This window comes from Sphingopyxis sp. SE2, assembly GCF_032227185.1.
In the GTDB taxonomy this organism is placed as follows: domain Bacteria; phylum Pseudomonadota; class Alphaproteobacteria; order Sphingomonadales; family Sphingomonadaceae; genus Sphingopyxis.
Genome location: NZ_JAPMXW010000001.1, coordinates 176,093 through 190,309, shown reverse-complemented (window position 1 = coordinate 190,309; position 14,217 = coordinate 176,093). Strand labels below are relative to the sequence as shown.

General features: G+C 65.9%; 15 protein-coding genes and 1 other RNA gene. 8 read left to right on the top strand and 8 right to left on the bottom strand.

From position 1 onward, the window contains the following. Positions 1-2 precede the first annotated feature (2 nt). Genes OVY29_RS00805 through OVY29_RS00790 form a run of 4 tightly spaced genes read right to left on the bottom strand, consistent with a single transcriptional unit; the run spans position 3 to position 4,043 of the window. Complete coding sequence (locus tag OVY29_RS00805) at positions 3-1,301, bottom strand: outer membrane beta-barrel protein (RefSeq protein ID WP_037555301.1); 1,299 nt, start codon at positions 1,299-1,301, stop codon at positions 3-5. Beyond that, on the bottom strand, positions 1,298-2,212 hold the full coding sequence (locus OVY29_RS00800) for an endonuclease/exonuclease/phosphatase family protein (RefSeq protein ID WP_052182221.1): 915 nt from the start codon (positions 2,210-2,212) through the stop codon (positions 1,298-1,300). Before OVY29_RS00800 ends, OVY29_RS00805 begins: the two co-directional genes overlap by 4 nt. Continuing rightward, positions 2,209-3,174 (bottom strand): glycosyltransferase family 2 protein, encoded by a 966-nt coding sequence (locus OVY29_RS00795; RefSeq protein WP_037555299.1) that lies wholly within the window; start codon positions 3,172-3,174, stop codon positions 2,209-2,211. Before OVY29_RS00795 ends, OVY29_RS00800 begins: the two co-directional genes overlap by 4 nt. Then, positions 3,174-4,043 (bottom strand): glycosyltransferase, encoded by an 870-nt coding sequence (locus OVY29_RS00790; protein ID WP_037555298.1) that lies wholly within the window; start codon positions 4,041-4,043, stop codon positions 3,174-3,176. Before OVY29_RS00790 ends, OVY29_RS00795 begins: the two co-directional genes overlap by 1 nt. A gap of 227 nt (positions 4,044-4,270) precedes the next feature. Between OVY29_RS00790 and OVY29_RS00785 the strand changes: the two genes are divergently transcribed. The 3 genes from OVY29_RS00785 to OVY29_RS00775 are packed head-to-tail and all read left to right on the top strand — an operon-like array spanning position 4,271 to position 7,501. Further along, on the top strand, positions 4,271-5,032 hold the full coding sequence (locus OVY29_RS00785) for a glycosyltransferase family 25 protein (protein ID WP_235211506.1): 762 nt from the start codon (positions 4,271-4,273) through the stop codon (positions 5,030-5,032). Continuing rightward, on the top strand, positions 5,022-6,503 hold the full coding sequence (locus OVY29_RS00780) for a lipopolysaccharide biosynthesis protein (RefSeq protein WP_037555296.1): 1,482 nt from the start codon (positions 5,022-5,024) through the stop codon (positions 6,501-6,503). Before OVY29_RS00785 ends, OVY29_RS00780 begins: the two co-directional genes overlap by 11 nt. Further along, positions 6,500-7,501 carry a polysaccharide pyruvyl transferase family protein gene (locus OVY29_RS00775; protein WP_161786541.1) on the top strand — a complete coding sequence of 334 codons (1,002 nt, stop codon included), beginning with the start codon at positions 6,500-6,502 and terminating at the stop codon, positions 7,499-7,501. The genes OVY29_RS00780 and OVY29_RS00775 overlap by 4 nt, the downstream gene beginning before the upstream one ends. 12 nt (positions 7,502-7,513) lie before the next feature. Here OVY29_RS00775 and OVY29_RS00770 read toward each other — a convergent pair whose 3' ends face one another. Then, positions 7,514-8,902 (bottom strand): exopolysaccharide biosynthesis polyprenyl glycosylphosphotransferase, encoded by a 1,389-nt coding sequence (locus OVY29_RS00770; protein WP_037555294.1) that lies wholly within the window; start codon positions 8,900-8,902, stop codon positions 7,514-7,516. 134 nt (positions 8,903-9,036) lie between these two features. Further along, complete coding sequence (locus OVY29_RS00765) at positions 9,037-9,639, bottom strand: cation transporter (RefSeq protein WP_313910646.1); 603 nt, start codon at positions 9,637-9,639, stop codon at positions 9,037-9,039. Between the two features lie 69 nt (positions 9,640-9,708). Between OVY29_RS00765 and OVY29_RS00760 the strand changes: the two genes are divergently transcribed. The 3 genes from OVY29_RS00760 (at position 9,709) to OVY29_RS00750 (ending at position 11,738) form a co-directional block, all read left to right on the top strand. Then, positions 9,709-10,119 (top strand): MerR family transcriptional regulator, encoded by a 411-nt coding sequence (locus tag OVY29_RS00760; RefSeq protein WP_037555292.1) that lies wholly within the window; start codon positions 9,709-9,711, stop codon positions 10,117-10,119. A 180-nt stretch (positions 10,120-10,299) separates the two neighbouring features. Continuing rightward, complete coding sequence (locus tag OVY29_RS00755; protein WP_052182219.1) at positions 10,300-11,148, top strand: BON domain-containing protein; 849 nt, start codon at positions 10,300-10,302, stop codon at positions 11,146-11,148. Between the two features lie 128 nt (positions 11,149-11,276). After that, positions 11,277-11,738 (top strand): CinA family protein, encoded by a 462-nt coding sequence (locus tag OVY29_RS00750; RefSeq protein WP_313910645.1) that lies wholly within the window; start codon positions 11,277-11,279, stop codon positions 11,736-11,738. 38 nt (positions 11,739-11,776) lie between these two features. Here the strand turns inward: OVY29_RS00750 and ssrA are convergent. Beyond that, positions 11,777-12,133: a transfer-messenger RNA gene (gene ssrA, locus OVY29_RS00745) on the bottom strand. A gap of 28 nt (positions 12,134-12,161) precedes the next feature. Further along, entirely contained in the window at positions 12,162-12,578 is a 417-nt protein-coding gene (gene mscL, locus OVY29_RS00740) for a large conductance mechanosensitive channel protein MscL (protein WP_037555346.1), read from the bottom strand. A gap of 117 nt (positions 12,579-12,695) precedes the next feature. Between mscL and OVY29_RS00735 the strand changes: the two genes are divergently transcribed. Both OVY29_RS00735 and OVY29_RS00730 read left to right on the top strand, forming a co-directional pair. Beyond that, the gene (locus tag OVY29_RS00735; protein WP_037555290.1) at positions 12,696-13,298 is read left to right on the top strand and encodes a LemA family protein; all 603 of its coding nucleotides are present in this window, start codon (positions 12,696-12,698) and stop codon (positions 13,296-13,298) included. A 145-nt stretch (positions 13,299-13,443) separates the two neighbouring features. Next, complete coding sequence (locus tag OVY29_RS00730; RefSeq protein ID WP_313910644.1) at positions 13,444-14,217, top strand: TPM domain-containing protein; 774 nt, start codon at positions 13,444-13,446, stop codon at positions 14,215-14,217.

The window sequence follows — 14,217 nt, the reverse complement described above, 5'->3', positions numbered from 1 at the left end:
GCCTACAAACCCGAGAAGGTCACCCCGACCGAGACGCGGTTATCGGTGAATTCGCGGCCGGCGTTGAAGCCCCAGCTCGACTGGGTACGCCGCTGCACGTCGAACCGCAGCGCCAGCCGCTTGCTCACCAGATAGGAGGCGTTGGCGCGCCAGGTCCAGCGCTCGTCCTGCCGGTCGATATTGTTGAAATCGCGCTTTTCCAGCTCGCCGCCCGCGCTGATGATCAGGTTGCGCAGCAGCTCGTAATCGGCGCGCAGCGTCATGTTGGTAGCGAGATAGCCCGTAGCGCCGTTGACGCCGGTTTCCTTGATGCCGCGGTCGACGGTGCCGGTGATCGTCACCAGCGGGGTCAGGAAATAGGCGAGTTCGCCGCGCACGAGGAAGCCCGAGACATCCTCGAACTCGGCCGCCTTGTAATCCTGATGGAGATAGCCGAGGCGAAGCGATCCGCGCGCCTTGCGCCCCAGTTCAAAGCTCGCCCCGGCGGCAAGGTCGAAGCCGGTCGAATCGCGCGCCGGAACCGGGCCGCTGCGTTCGCGATAGTCGCGCTTGCCGAGCGATCCCGCGACGAACAGCGCGACGCTGGGGCTCAACGCATATTCGCCGATCGCGGTGCCGGTATAGCTGGTGTGATCGCGGAAATCCTGATCGATCGGATCGCCGCCCGGCGTCACGCTGTCGCTGTAATTGCGGTTCTCGACATCGATCACGCCACGCACGCGCAGCCGGTTGAAGACGTGCGTATAGGTCGCGGTGCCCCCGTTCAGAGTGAAGCGGATCGGCCGCGACGCCTGCGTCGGGCTGTCGGGCGAGACGCGTTCCTGGCTGTAACGCCCATTGCGCAGCGTGATGTCGAGCGTGTCCGACTTGCTGATCGTCCAGGCCGCGCCCGCGTTCACCGCATATTGGGTGGCATTTTCGCTGGACCGGTCGGCGTAGCGGAGCAGATCGACTTCGCCTTCGAGCGACAGCTTGAGGTCGGGCGACGGCCGCACCAGCGAGATGCGCGGGCGGATGCGTAGATAGGCGTCGCCGATCTCGTCATCGGGCTGCGCATAGAGATTGTCGTCGTAGCCGGCGCCGACCGCGATGCGCGGCATCAGTTCGAGCGAGCCGACACGGATCGGCTCCGCCGTATAATCGGGCCGACGGCGTTCGAGCACGCTGATGTTGCGGTCGCGTCCGAAGCTGTTTTCGCTCGACACCGAACCGAGCCCGTCGGTCGCGTCCGATTGCTGCGCCAGCGCGGGCACGGCGAGGCCGCAGCTGCCGAGCAGCGCGAGGGAAAAGACGCGTTTCATCGGCGCGCCAACGTCACGAGAATCGGCCGATGGTCCGACCCCGTCGCGGGCAATTGCCGCGTGGACACCAGCCCCCAATCGGGCCCGGCATAAAGATGATCGATCGGCAGCACGGGAAGCGCACGCGGCCAGCTGGGCGCACGCGTCATGCGGGTGAGCGGAGCAAGCGCGCGGTCCTGCTCGCGCATCGCCGCGGCCCAAGGGGTCAGGTTCATGTCGCCTGCAACGATCAAGGCATCGCGATCGATCCGCGCCAACGCATGCGCCACGTCGCGCCTGCGCACCGCCTGGTCGCTTGACGTCGGCCGGGGATAGTGGAGCGTCGCGACCATGAACGCTTCTCCCGCGGGTGGCACGATCCGCGCCCAGAGCAACGCGGGGCCGAATTTGCGGCCGGTCGCGTCCTTCAGAAAATAATCGCCATCGGCGATCGGCCAGCGCGAGAATATGGCGAGGTCGCAGCCGCGCGGGCACCGGGTCGCATGGGCGAAATGCTGGCTCAGCGCCGCAAGCATCGGCCGGAAGCTGCCGTTCACCTCTTGCAGCATCACCACGTCGGGCTTCGCATCGATGATCGTCTGCGCGGTGTCGGCGGGGTCGGAGTTGCCCGCCCAGACATTGTGCGTCAGCACAAGAACCCGCGGCGCGTCCGAAGGCGCGGCGGGAATCGAACGCAGCCATTCGGGCGCAACGCCGATCGCGAACGGGACCAGCGCCAGCAGGGCCGCCGCGATCGTAAGGCCCGGTCGCCACCGGGCGAACAACAGCCCCAGCAAGACCGCCACGCCGAAGAAGGGGAGGAAGGAGGCGAGCAGGTCGAGCGCCGGCACCCATCCGCCGGCGAGCGAAAGCCACGCAGCGACGATCCCCCCGCCCGCCAGCAGGGAACCGAAGGCGCGGACCGGTTTCACGCGCGGGCGCGCAGCCGGTTGCGCAGGGCATGGCCCGACTGCCGGAGCGACGCTGGGATAAGCTTCGCGGCGAGCAGGAGCGCCGCGGTGCCCGTCCCCTCGGGCAGATAGACATCGCCGACCCGGATCGCCGTCCGGCCCGGATATTTCATCGCATAGCGCGCATAATGCGCGATTTCCTGATTGACGAGCCGCCGCAGCAAGGCGGCTTCGCGCGGCGTCGCGTCGGCAAGCATCGCCCGCGCCGTCTCGACCAGACAGGGCAGGTCGAGCGTCGTGGTCGACTTGCTGACCTTGTTGTCGCTGTCGCGGTGAAAGCGCGCGGTGATCCGCGGATCATAGCGCAGCGCGCCCTTGGCGAGCACGCGCAGCCACAAATCCTTGTCGCCCCCGCGCACCGCGCGCCCTTCGGGAAACAGCCCCGCCTCGAACAACGTGTCGCGGCGGATCGCGATCGCGCCGGTCCACATCGGGCATTCGCGCACCGCGAGCCATGCTTCAAGGAAGTCCGCGAAGTCCAGGCTCCGCGCGCGATCCAACTTAGGCGCGATCCGCTGCGGCTGCACGCGATCTTCGAACACATGGTCGAACCGCGTGGCCGCCGCGCGCACATCGGCGTCGGCGGCGATGCCTTCGGCGAGCACCGCAAGATGATCGGGCTGCCACAGGTCGTCGGCATCGAGGAAGGCGATCCAGTCGCCGTTCGCGGCGCGAATGCCGACATTGCGCCCCGCATAGCCGCCCGGTCCCGGTGTCGCGAGGTCGAGCAGCGTGATTCGATCGTCGCCGACCGCGGCCGCCAGTTCGCGGCCGCCGTCGGTCGAGCCATTATCGATCACGAGTATCTCGTGCGCCGGATAGCTCTGCGCGAGCGCGCTCTCGATCGCCGCGCGGACATGCGCGGCCTTGTTATAGAGCGGCATCACCACGGAAAAGCGCGGAGCGGGTCGGGAATTTGTCATCAGTCGCGTGCTGCCTTTCGTCCCCCCGCCAGATTGAGGAACTCGCCCACCGCCACCCCGGCGAGCTGCAACGTCAGCAGCATCACCGCCAGCCGTCGCCGCAACGACAGCTCGCGTGTGATCGCCGCCCGGCGCAATCGCCGCACCGTATCGACAGCGGTGATGCCGAGCACATGGACGAGGCGCGGGCGACCCACGGTGCGGTCCCAGCGTCCGCCGCTCAGTCGCTGGCGCTTGCGCACCAGCTCGGCGCGGCTCGCGCGCACCGGATGGCGGACGGTCATCGCCGGCACATAAATGAGCGGCCGGCCGGCGCCCCGGATGCGCAGCGCCATCTGGCGGTCGCCGCCCGATTTCAAAGCCGCATCGAACCCGCCAAGCTCCTTCAGCAGCGCCGTCTCGCTCGCCCAATTGGCGGTCGCGCAATTGCCGCGCGACGCGTGCGCCTGCGGAAAGCTGAAAAGCCGCTCATAATCGCCGAACACCTCGCGCTCGGGCGCGATTTCGTCGAACAGCTCGATCTTGCCCGCGAGCACGCCGAAACCCGGGTTAGCGGCGGCAGCGCGCACCACCTGTTCCAGCCAGTCGGGCGCGGGCTCGCAATCGGCATCGGTAAAGGCGGTAACCGGCGCCCGCACGCGTTCGATCCCGCGGTTACGCGCGACATAGGAGCCGGGCCGCGCCTCTTCGAGCAGCTCGACGCCGGCGTAGCTCCGCGCGATTTCGCGCGTGGCATCGTTCGACCCATTGTCGACGACGATGATCTGATAAGCCTCGCGCGGCAAGGTTTGGTGCGCGAGCGCTTCGAGACAGCGGCCGAGCACCGCTTCCCCATTCCAGACAGGTATGACGACTGCGACTTCAAACATGGATTCGCCTGTTTAAGTGCCCCCGCATCGATCCAATCGGCCTCTCGCCCGGTCCGGGTCAACCTTATGCTGCACCTGCGAAGACGAGCCGCCCCGTTGACCGGACGACCGGAGCCGGGGTGCCTTCGCTCTCAAATAATTGCCCGCTACCAAGGATCGCGTCGGGCTGGTCGCCCGTTCTGCACCGCGCAGACCCCGCAGCGGCGGTGAATAGGAGACGTATATCCGTGGGTGAATTCCTGCCCGAATCGGGCGAGGCTGCCGAAATATTGGTGGTGTCGCTCGAATCCGCCGAGGCTCGGCGGGCCGCCTTCGCCGCGCGCGCCGCGGACACGTCGCTCGCTTGGCGTTTCTTCGACGCGTGCACCGGCCCTGCGGCGGGGATGACGGTCGACGACGCCGCGATCCGCCGCAACAAGGGCCGCGCGATGAGCAAGGGCGAGATCGGCTGCTATGCGAGCCATTTCTCGATCTGGCAGGACATGGTCGACCGCGGCGTGCGCCAGTCGATCATCCTCGAGGACGATACGGTCGTCGACTGGGCCTATCTCGAGCCGCTCGCGCGCACCGATCTCCATGCCGAGGGCATCGATTATCTGCGGCTCTATGCCAAGCGGCCGACGTGGCAGCGCGTGGTCAAGCGCGACTTCCTCCAGCATTCGCGCGCGGTGGTCGAGCTGGTCGGACTCGCTTACGGCACCCAGGGCTATGCGATCACGCTCCCGGGCGCGCGGCGGCTTGTCGAGCATTGCCGCACCGTCCGCCGCCCGATCGATGACGAGATGGACCGGTCGTGGGCGCACGGCCTGCCTAATCTCGCGCTCTATCCGGCGCCGATCCTCGAGGCGGCGATCGTCTCGGACATCGGCAATTCGCGCTTCGTTCCGAAGAACGACCCGCTCTACCATTCGGCAAGACAAAGACTCTGGCGCCATATCGAGCGCGCACGCATGCGGATGCTGAAAGCGAGGCGCCTGCTTGAGCGCTGACCTCCCCACCCGCTTCGACGCGGGGTTACGCGCACGCAGCCGCAGTTCGATCGGCTGGACGGTGACGCGTTTCCTCTCCGACCAGATCTTCTCCTTCGTCGTTTTCGTCATCCTCGCGCGCCTGCTGACCCAAGCGGACATCGGCGCCTTCGCAGTGATGGCGGTGACGGCGGAGGCGTTCCGCATCATCGCGACCGCCGGCCTCGTCCAGACGATCGCGCGCAAGAAGGACATCACGCCGGCCTTCCTCGACACCATCTATCGCTCGCAGCAGGCCTTTTCCTTCCTCTCCGCCCTGCTGATCATGGCGCTGGCCCAGCCCATCGCCAATTGGATGGGTGCGCCGGATATCGCGCTGCCGCTCGCGGTGATGAGCCTGACGCTGCCGATATCCTCGTTCGGCGCGACGCATATGGCGCTGCGCCTGCGCGAGTTCGGGCACCGCACCACCGCACTGCGCTCGGTCGTCGGCGGACTGATCGGCGGGACCGCCGCCGTGGTCGCCGCTTTCGCCGGGCTCGGCCTGTGGAGCCTCGTGATCCAGCGTCTCGTCACCGAGATCGTCGGGCTCATCCTGTCGCGCGCTTCCTATGACTGGAAACCCGGCTGGCAGTTCGACTGGGTCATATTGCGCGGCAATCTGATGCTCAACGCCAGCCTGATCTATGTCCAGCTCGCCTTTCTCGCCACCGTCCGCGTGCAGGAAATGGCGATCGGCGCCGGGATCGGGCTCGCCGCCGTCGGCATTTATCGCACCGCCTGGCGGACCGTCGAGCTAATCGGCCGCGGCGCGATCCAGCCTTTCACGCAGGTCGCGGTCCAGACGCTCGCCCGCGTCAAGGACGATCCTGCCGAACTGCGCCGTGCCTATCGCTGGATGATTTCGCGCGCTTCGGCGCTGTCCTTTCCGGCGCTGGTCGGTTTCGGCGCGCTCGCCCCGATCGCGATCCCGACCGTGTTCGGCGCCAAATGGGCCGAGGCGGGTCAGCTCGCCCAGATTTTCGCCTTCATGGCGGTGCCCTTCACGCTCAACTTCTTCGCTTCGCCCTCGCTGAGCGTGCTCGGCGCATCGCGCAGCCTGATCTCGCTTTCGACGACGCAGCTCGTGCTCGGCGTCGCGCTGACGCTCGCGGCGCTGCCCTTCGGCCTCTTCGCGGTGGCCGTTTCCTATGTCGGGCGTGCCTATCTCACCCTGCCGATGCAGATCTGGCTGCTCCGCCGCGCCTCGGGCATCCGGCCGATCGACAGCCTGCGCGCGGTTGGCCCGCCGCTCGTCGCCTCCTCGCTGATGGGCGTCGCGCTCGCGGTCGCTCTGCGGCTGCTGGGCGACCATCTCGCGGGATGGCAGGCCTTGCTGCTGCTCACGGCTGTCGGGGCGCTCTTTTACGGTATCGCGTTGCTCGCCATCTCCGGAACATGGCGCGGCCGCCTCCTCTCCCTCTCCAGACAGCTCAGAAAGAGCCCGATATGACCATGAAAAGCGCCGACCTGCTTGTCGGCGAACTCGCCGACCATTTTGCCCGCGTGCTCGATGCCGTGCTGCCGGCGGATCGGCTGGCCCTCGTCGACTTTCCCGATCATTCCAACGTCGGCGATTCGGCGATCTGGCTTGGCGAGATGGCCTATCTGCGCAAGCGGAACCGCCTGCCCGCCTATTATTCGGCGATCGCCGATTTCGACGACGAAGCCTGCCGGGAAGCGATCGGCGACGGTCCGATCCTGATCCACGGCGGCGGCAATATGGGGACGTTGTGGCCGAAGCATGAAGCGTTTCGTCTGCACCTTCTTCGCACGCACCGCGGCCGTCCGATCGTGCAGATGCCGCAGTCGATCCACTATGCCGACCCCGCCGCCGCGGCCGAGATGGCCGAAGCGATCCGCGATCACGGCCAGTTCACGCTGCTGGTCCGCGACGCCCGCTCGCTCGCCTTTGCCGAGCGGCATTTCGATTGCGCGATCCGGCTCTGCCCCGATGCCGCGCTGATGCTGGGCCGCCAGCAGCGGAGTCCCGCCATCGTGCCGGTCTTCGCGCTGCTCCGCACCGATCATGAGCGAGCACCCGGCAGCGCCGATGCGCTCCCCGCCGGGGTAGTCGCCGACGACTGGCTTGAAGAAGATGCCGCGCAAAAGCGCCGCCTGCGCCTGTCGCTGGGGCTCGGCCGGCTCTTCAACCGCGATCCGGTGGCGCAGCGCGCCGCGCGGCAACAGCGCCTGGCCGAATGGCGGCTCGGGCGCGGGCTCGCGATGCTCTCCACCGGCGAGCTGGTCGTCACCGACCGGCTCCACGCGCATATCCTCTCGCTGTTGCTCGACATCCCGCATGTGCTGCTCGACAACAGCTATGGCAAGGTCGCGGGCTTCGCCGATCAATGGACCGGGGATTATGCAGGACTGATGCGCGCGACCGGCCGCGCCGAGGCTTTCGAAACCGCGCTTGCCGGCACCGCGCCGCAGATCGTCGACGGCTGAGGGTTCAGCGCCTCAATAGGCGTTGCGGTGGATCAGCACCTGCGCCGTGCGCACCAGAATCGAAACGTCGCGCAGCAGCGACCAGCCATGCTGATATTCAAGGTCGGCGCCCAGCCGGTTGACGATATCGCGTTTTGTGTTGGTCGCACCGCGAAAACCGCGGATCTGGGCGAGCCCGGTGATGCCCGGCTTGAGCGCGTGGCGATGCCAATATTGCCGGTCGACGCGCCAGAACAGCTCGTTCCCCGCTGTCGAGCCCAGCGCGTGTGGGCGCGGCCCGACGAGGCTCATCTCGCCCGAGAGCACGTTGATCAGCTGCGGAAGTTCGTCGATGCTCGTCGCCCGGATGAATTTGCCGACGCGCGTGATCCGGTCGTCGTCGCGGCTCGCCGAGCGCGCGCCGTTCGCATCGGTCGCCTCGACGCGCATGCTGCGGAATTTGAGGATCCGGAAAATGCGATTGCCGCGCCCCATCCGCTCCTGCCGGAAAAACACCGGTCCCGGCGAATCGAGTTTGATCGCGATCGCGACCAGCATCAGAAAGGGCGCCAGCACGAAGAGCGCCGGGATCGTCACCGCGAGATCGAGCGCGCGTTTCTTGACCCGGTTGGCGCGGTTGAGCGGGCCCCACGATACCACCAGCGTCGTCACCCCGCCCGATTGCCGCGTGGTGAGTGGCCCCAGTTCGGCGATCTCGGGCATCACGATCTCGCCAAGGATGTTCACGCCCTTCAGCGCGCGGGCCCATTCGACCTTCCGCTCGGGCGCGCAAACGATCGTCACCCGGTCGTAATCCTGCAACACCGTACCGAGCCGGTCGAGCATGTACGGGTCGTCGAGATCGGTGCGAAGCCCCGACGCGCGCGCGTCGATGATATCGCGCTTCAGATAGGATGGCGGCAGGTTCGCGCCGTCGACGATCACCAGTTCGGCCGTCATCTCGCCGAAAACGCGGCGCACGACATGGCAGACGAGCAACCGCTGCGCGACAAGCAGTATCAGCGCGGTCACCATGCCCATGCCGAGCGCGAAGCGCGGGACGTCGCCGGTCACGCGCAGCGAGAAGGCGGCGAGGAGGAAGACGAGCAAGGTCGTCGCGAACGAGAGCATCGTCTGACGGCAGCTCTTGAGCGGCTTGGTCAGGCAGCGCGGGTTATAGGCCTGATTCTGAAAGGCGATCGCCGCGTGAACGAGCAGCGCGCCGAGCAGCGCCGTCAGCAAACTCTCCGAAATGCTCCGCGGCGCTTCGATGATCAGCGTCACCGCAAAACCCGCCATCAGCGCTACCGCGTCCAACCCCATCAGGCCGAGGCAGAGCCATATCTTGGCATCGCGGCGCGCCGCTTTCGCAATCGGCGTCCGGACGGGTGCGCCCTGGAGCGCCAGGTCGATCTTGGTCATGGGATGGGAGACTCCCTGAATTCACATAATCTTGTTGCGATGCAACATGTCCGGGGAGGCAATAATTACAAGCGGGCAGCGCGGGCTTGTGCCGGATACAGGATGATCCGTGCGGAGGACGACCGGCCGGAGGTTCAGGTGCCGGCCGCAAGTTCGCCCCGCGCCTGCCGGAACACCTCAAGGCTGCCCCAGATCGCGAGCCCGGCCATGATCACCGCGACGGCGAGGTCGGGCCAATTGCGCCCGGTGCCGAATACGCCGAGCGCCGCGCCCATCACGGCAAGGTTACCGATCGCATCGTTTCGCGAACAGATCCATACAGAGCGCATATTGGCATCGCCCGTCCGATAGCGATAGAGCATCAGGGCGACCGCGACGTTGGCGGCGAGCGCCAATGCGCCGATCAGTCCCATCGTCTCGGCATGTGGCGCCGAGCCGGCAAGGAAGCCCCAGACCGCCGATCCGAAAACCCAAAGCCCGAAGGCGAGCATCGTTGCCGCCTTCAGCAAGGCAAGCGCCATACCCGCCACGCCCAGGCTGATCGCATAATTGGCGCTGTCGCCGAGGAAATCGAGCGCGTCGGCCTGAAGCGCACGCGAATCCGCCGCGACGCCCGCGACGATCTCGACGCAGAACATGGCGGCATTGACCAGCAGCGCGAACCACAGGACGCGACGCCATTTGGGGTTGTTCAGCGCGGTCTTGCCGCTTTTGCCGGCACAGCATCGATCGGCCATCGCCGAAATCTCCTGTTATCTTCGAGTCGGCGTCCTATATGCACCCTGTAGCAACTACAGGGTCAAGCGATGAAGATCGGCGAATTGTCGCGTGCCACCGGCGCAAATATCGAAACCATCCGCTATTATGAGCGCATCGGCCTGCTCCCCGCGCCCGCCCGCACCGCGGCCAATTATCGCAGCTATGGCCCGGCGCACCGGTCGCGGCTGAGCTTTGTGCGCCATTCACGCGAGCTGGGCTTCACGATCGAGGAAATCCGGTCGCTTCTCGACTTGTCGGACGATCCGGCGCGCGACTGCGGCGAGGCCGACCGGATCGCGACCGCGCATCTGGGGCAGGTCGAGGCGAAGATCGCACAGTTGGTTCTGCTTCGCGACGAACTTGCGCGCATCGTCGGGCGCTGCCGCGGCGGCATCGCCGCCGATTGCCGGGTCATCGAGGCACTTGGCGACCACAGCCGCTGCGAAAGCCAGCACTAGAGCCTACCGCCCCGCGGAACAGCGGCGGCCAACATGGATCAAGGTCGCGCGGCTATTTCCACTCGCTTTGTCGAACAGGCAGGAACCCGGGCGCCGTACAAGCGTCAATCGGACAGGTTGGGGGCGTCGGCCCCCTTGGCGCCTGCCAACCGCTCCCCCAGCGAAAAGAGGAGACGGAAAGTGGAGAGGCAGACGAACAGAGATCGCGGCAGCCGCGACGAAACCGGCGATCGCGATATGCAATCGGGACCGCTTTACGAGTGGGAATCGAACCGCGCCGACGACGGCGGATACGCCTATGGCGGCTATCCCGAAGCCGGATTCGGTCCGCGCGAGACGCGGCGTTATGGCGACCATGGCCGCAGCGGGCGCGAGCGCACCGAACGCAGCCATTACAGCGCCGATCGCCCGCGCGATTATGCCGGAAACGACTGGAATCGCGCTTATGGTGCGCGGCGCTATTGGGACGACGATCAGCGATATGGCGACCGAGACGACAAGGACCGCTATGGCGGTTCGCGCGATCGCGATTGGCGCGACCGCGAGAATCGCCAGTCGGCTTGGGCCTATATGGGATATGCTGACCCTTATGGCTGGCCGACCTATATCCCCTATGGTGCCGCCGATTTCGGCCGATCGACCTATGACCGCGGCGGCTATTCGCCGCGCGGGCGTCACGAGCGCGGCTTCTTCGAGCGCGCGGGTGACGAGCTGCTGTCGTGGTTTGGCGACGAGGAAGCGCAGCGCCGCCGCGAGCGCGACCATCGCGGGCGCGGCCCTGCCGATTATGTCCGTTCGGACGACCGCATCCGCGAGGATGTGAACGACAGGCTGACCGAGGATTATTGGCTCGACGCCTCGCGCATCGGCGTCACCGTGTCGAGCGGCGAAGTCACGCTCGATGGCAGCGTCGACGGCAAGCGCGCCAAACGCCGCGCCGAGGATCTCGCCGACGATGTGACGGGCGTGAAGCATGTGCAGAACAATCTGCGCGTCGACAGCACGTCGTTCGCCCCACAGGGCAGCTGATAGCAGCAGACTGACCATGGAAAGGGAAGCGATATCAGTTACTTCCCTTTCCCTCGTCTACCGAGGAAACAAGATCGGGGCCGAAACGTTAGGGGGAGATGGTCAGGGACTTGGATCTGGATGATCTGGTGGCGCAGCTGCTTCGCGCCGCGTCTGCACGCGATCTGCGAATAGGGACCGCCGAAAGTTGCTCGGGCGGAATGATTGCCTCGCTACTCACCGATGTCGAGGGACTTGGACATGTATTCGAGCGTGGCTTCGTCACCTACAGCGACGAAGCGAAGATAGAGATGCTGGGTATTGCGCCCGCGCTGATCGAGGAGAATGGCGCGGTCTCTGCAGCGGTCGCGAGGGCGATGGTGACGGGCGCGCTCGCAGCCTCCGGTGCGGATTTGGCGCTCGCAATCACCGGCTTTGCCGGACCCGCCGGGGCGGAAGACGAGGAGGGCTTGGTATATTTGGCGGCCTTGCGCGGCGCACGAATGGAAACGCTCGAACTCCATCTCGGCGCTGCCGGCCGTGATGCCGTGCGGCGGCGATCCGCGTGCGAAGGCATCAGGTTGATGCTGCGGTTGATTGGGGAGGAATAGGTGGGACGATTCTGTTGCCCGGCTCGTCCCCAGCCGCTGGTATCCGATTCTGTTGCCCGGTTCGGTCCGAACCGCGTTCTATTTGTCTAACCTTAGGCCGTGAGGCTTATCGGTTAGGCAGCAAGAGCGAGTGCTTCGTTATCGTTAGCACTTATAGTTTTGAGCCTTGAACGGGTTACTCAGCCCGGAAGAAAACATCGTCTTTGAACACACGTCGATCCTGGTTCGGCCCCGTCAGAAACCCGCGCGCCCATCGATGAAACGCGGGTTTGTGGTGGAGCCGCCGGGTACTGCCCCCGGGTCCGCTGTGTCTATTCCACGACACCATTTATCCTCATAGCCGGCCGAAGCCGGCAACAACCCATATAGGAAGCCCGCCCGCGCTTGGAAAGAGCGGGCGGGCGTTTCGTCGCGGATCGCGAACTACTTCTTTCTCAGCTCGTCGCGGATTTCGGCCAGCAGTTCGACCTCTGTCGGCCCCGCCGGCGCGTCGGGCGCCTTGCGGACGACCTTGTTCACCGCCCTCACCAGCAGGAAGATGATCCACGCGAGGATCAGGAAGTTGATCGTCGCGGTGATGAAGGCGCCATAGCCGAACATCGCGACCCCGGCCTCTTTGAGCGCGGCATAGTCGGTCGCCGACACGCCCGCCGGCACTGGACCGAGGCGGATGAACATGTTCGAGAAATCGACCCCGCCGAAGAGCGCGCCGACGACGGGCATGATGATATCCTCGGTCAGCGACTTGGTGATCGTTGCGAAGGCGCCGCCGATGATGACACCGACCGCGAGGTCGATGACATTGCCGCGGGCGATAAATTCCCTGAATTCATTCAGCATCTTGTCGTACCCCAAGTTGTTGAGCCGTGCCGTGAAAACTGCCGCGACGATTGCACAAAGGCAAGCGCGATCCTATTATGTGTATTGTTGCGGCAAAACGCCGCCGGAGGGAGCCTGATGACCATGACCTATCGTAACGCCCGCTGGTTGATCCTGCCCGTCGCCGCGATGAGCCTGTCCGCCTGCGGCATCAACAGCGTCCCGACCAAGGAAGAGGCCGCGAAAGCGAAGTGGGCGAATGTCGAGGCCGCCTATCAGCGGCGCGCCGACCTGATCCCCAATCTCGTCGAAACCGCGAAGGGCGCCGCCAATATCGAGCAGTCGACGCTCGAGGGCGTCATCCAGGCACGCGCTTCGGCGACGCAGGTGAAGCTCAGCACCGACGATCTCGAAGATCCGGCCAAGGTGCAAGCCTTCCAGCAGGCGCAAGGCAATGTGTCGAGCGCCCTCGGCCGCCTGCTCGTTACCGTCGAAGCCTATCCCGATCTCAAGAGCCAGGCGCGCTTCGCCGACCTGATGACCCAGCTCGAGGGCACCGAGAACCGCATCAACGTGTCGGTGCAGGATTATAACGCCGCGGTGCAGGACTATAATACGACGATCCGCACCTTCCCCGACATCATCGGTGCCAAGATCGTCCATGGCGCGCAGCCGATGACGCCGTACCGCGCGGTGACGCCCAACGCCAATCAGGCGCCGAAGGTCGATTTCGGCAGCTAAGGCAAGCGATATGACCCATTTACCGTTCGCCCTGAGCTTGTCGAAGGGCCGTTCTTTCTTTCGACGTCAAAAGGAGGAAGAACGGTGCTTCGACGAGCTCAGCACGAGCGGAGTTTTTCTGCATAAGCGCAAACTGGCCGCGTGGTTGGCGTTTGCCATTGCCGGGACGGTCGTCGCCTCCCCCGCCGCGGCGCAGACCTTCCCCAAGCTCGCGGGCAACCCCGTCGTCGATCAGGCCGACATCATCCCCGCGGCCGAGGAAGCCGCGCTGAACACGCAGCTGCTCGAATTCCAGCATAAGACCGGACATCAGCTCGTCGTCGCGACGGTGAACGACCTCGAGGGCCATGACGTCTCCGACTATGGCTACCGTCTCGGTCGCGAATGGCAGATCGGCGACAAGGAAAAGGACGACGGCGTCGTCTTCCTGATCGCGCCGAACGAGCGACGGATGAATATTTCGGTCGGCTATGGCCTCGAACCCATCCTGACCGACGCGCTGTCGGGCCGGATCATCCGCGACGTCGTGACGCCCAAGTTCAAGGCGGGCGATATGCCCGGCGGCATTCGGGATGGCGTCAACGCGATCGCGGAGCAGATCCAGCTGACGCCCGAGGAAGCCGCCGCCCGGGCTGCCGCGGCCGACAAGGCCGAGCGCGACCGCGCCGACGACGGCAATTTCGGCGGCCTCTTCTTCATCGGCTTCATCATCCTGATCTTCTTCATCATCCCCTGGCTGTCGAGCCGCTCGCGGCGCGGCAGGAAACGGCGCAAGGGCGGGCCATGGGGCGCCGCGCCGATCATCATCTGGGGCGATGACGACGACTGGGGCAATTGGGGCGGCGGCGGCGGCGGTTCGTCAGCGGGGCGGCGGCGGTTCGAGGCGGCGGTTCGGCGGTTTCTCGCGGGCGCGGGGTAG

What these genes read in the sequence shown, in the direction of transcription:
- OVY29_RS00805 (WP_037555301.1), bottom strand. Translation starts at nt 1,301, where the DNA reads ATGAAACGCGTCTTTTCCCTCGCGCTGCTCGGCAGCTGCGGCCTCGCC.
- OVY29_RS00795 (WP_037555299.1), bottom strand. Translation starts at nt 3,174, where the DNA reads ATGACAAATTCCCGACCCGCTCCGCGCTTTTCCGTGGTGATGCCGCTC.
- OVY29_RS00790 (WP_037555298.1), bottom strand. Translation starts at nt 4,043, where the DNA reads ATGTTTGAAGTCGCAGTCGTCATACCTGTCTGGAATGGGGAAGCGGTG.
- OVY29_RS00775 (WP_161786541.1), top strand. Translation starts at nt 6,500, where the DNA reads ATGACCATGAAAAGCGCCGACCTGCTTGTCGGCGAACTCGCCGACCAT.
- OVY29_RS00770 (WP_037555294.1), bottom strand. Translation starts at nt 8,902, where the DNA reads ATGACCAAGATCGACCTGGCGCTCCAGGGCGCACCCGTCCGGACGCCG.
- OVY29_RS00765 (WP_313910646.1), bottom strand. Translation starts at nt 9,639, where the DNA reads ATGGCCGATCGATGCTGTGCCGGCAAAAGCGGCAAGACCGCGCTGAAC.
- OVY29_RS00760 (WP_037555292.1), top strand. Translation starts at nt 9,709, where the DNA reads ATGAAGATCGGCGAATTGTCGCGTGCCACCGGCGCAAATATCGAAACC.
- mscL (WP_037555346.1), bottom strand. Translation starts at nt 12,578, where the DNA reads ATGCTGAATGAATTCAGGGAATTTATCGCCCGCGGCAATGTCATCGAC.
- OVY29_RS00735 (WP_037555290.1), top strand. Translation starts at nt 12,696, where the DNA reads ATGACCATGACCTATCGTAACGCCCGCTGGTTGATCCTGCCCGTCGCC.